General features: G+C 47.6%; 2 protein-coding genes. One reads left to right on the top strand and one right to left on the bottom strand.

Annotated features, from left to right (window positions below; all coding sequences use genetic code 11):
• Positions 1-980: aspartate kinase (locus PX481_RS14440; protein ID WP_288094816.1), on the bottom strand; the 980-nt coding region annotated here is incomplete at its 3' end.
• A gap of 264 nt (positions 981-1244) precedes the next feature.
• Between PX481_RS14440 and PX481_RS14435 the strand changes: the two genes are divergently transcribed.
• Positions 1245-1455, top strand: a 211-nt coding sequence (locus PX481_RS14435; protein WP_288094815.1) for a hypothetical protein, incomplete at its 3' end; no start/stop codon positions are given.

Below are 1455 nucleotides of genomic sequence, written 5' to 3'. Positions count from 1 at the left end.
TGGGCTTTTTTTAAGGCATTTCCCATCACCGTAAAGGCGATATCGTTGCTGTCCCCCTCGTGAATCGATTGAATAATTAAATCCACGTCCACCTGTTGATGAGCGATTTCCCCGAATAAACGGGCAGCGATACCGGGACGATCAGGAACCCGTAAAAGGGCGATTTTCGCCTGATTGCCCTCAAATTCCACCGCATCCACTGCTTTTGTCAATTCCAATCCTTGCAGGGTGCGCGGTTTCGGTGCCGGGGATGTCACCCAAGTACCCGGATCCTCTGTCCAACTGGAGCGGACAACCAAGGGAACCCCGAAATTTTTAGCGATTTCCACCGCTCGCGGGTGGAGAACTTTCGCCCCTAAACTGGCTAATTCGAGCATCTCATCGCAGGTAATTTGGTCTAAAAGACGCGCTTCGGGGACTAAACGGGGGTCAGTGGTGAGAATACCGGGTACATCGGTGTAAATTTCGCAAAAATCGGCTTTTAAGGCGGCCGCTAGGGCTACGGCCGAGGTATCGGAACCACCGCGCCCCAAGGTGGTAATCTCTAGTTGATCACTATCGCTAACACCTTGAAAACCGGCGACCACAACTACTTTACCCTCCGATAGATGACGGGAGAGGCGATCGGTTTTAATTTCTAAAATACGGGCCCGACTATGTTCGGATTCCGTGACAATTCCCACTTGAGCGCCGGTTAGGGAGATGGCCGGTTGTCCGATTTCCTCTAGGGCCATACTCATCAAGGCGATCGTTACCTGTTCCCCCGTGGATAATAACATATCCATCTCCCGGCGCGAGGGTTCGGCGGCGATTTGTTTGGCTAAATTGACCAATCCATCGGTGGTTTTACCCATGGCAGAAACGACCACCACCACGGTGTTTCCTGCTATTACCGTATTTTTGACCCGTTGAGCGACCGATTGAATGCGTTCCACGGAACCTACCGATGTACCACCGTATTTTTGGACAATTACAGCCATAGTTGTCAGCGCTAGAGACTTTCTATCTTTGTTCAATCTCCAACTTATCAAAATTCCTAACGATAAGTGGTTTTGGTTAACATTCCTTATGTTTTATCAAATGCCGACTATCTAAATTAATCCTTAAGACTGCACCGGAGAAGGGAGCGCCGGAGCTAGGTTAAGGCAGTCCGAGCATTTGTACTAAAATGTCAATAGGCAGTTTAAATACAGTACATTTATGCTATTAATAATATTTTGGCTCTCTTAGGTTTGGTGGGTATTATGAAAGATATTTTAATGTTAGATACAGTAATAATTATCAATTCTGATCCCCCCGCCTATCGGCACCCCCCTTATCAAGGGGGGCAGGGGGGATCGAATCTAAAATCCATTTTTAATCTCTTCGGGTCTAATTCCCCGCCGCTCGCGGCGTACAATAGAAAAATGAGTGAATACATCCATAAGAGCCATAATGTAAGTGTTTTGCTATATC

The organism is Microcystis sp. M53603_WE2 (assembly GCF_030065435.1).
Note: the sequence above shows the minus strand (reverse complement) of the source record. Positions and strands in the feature narration are given on the sequence as shown.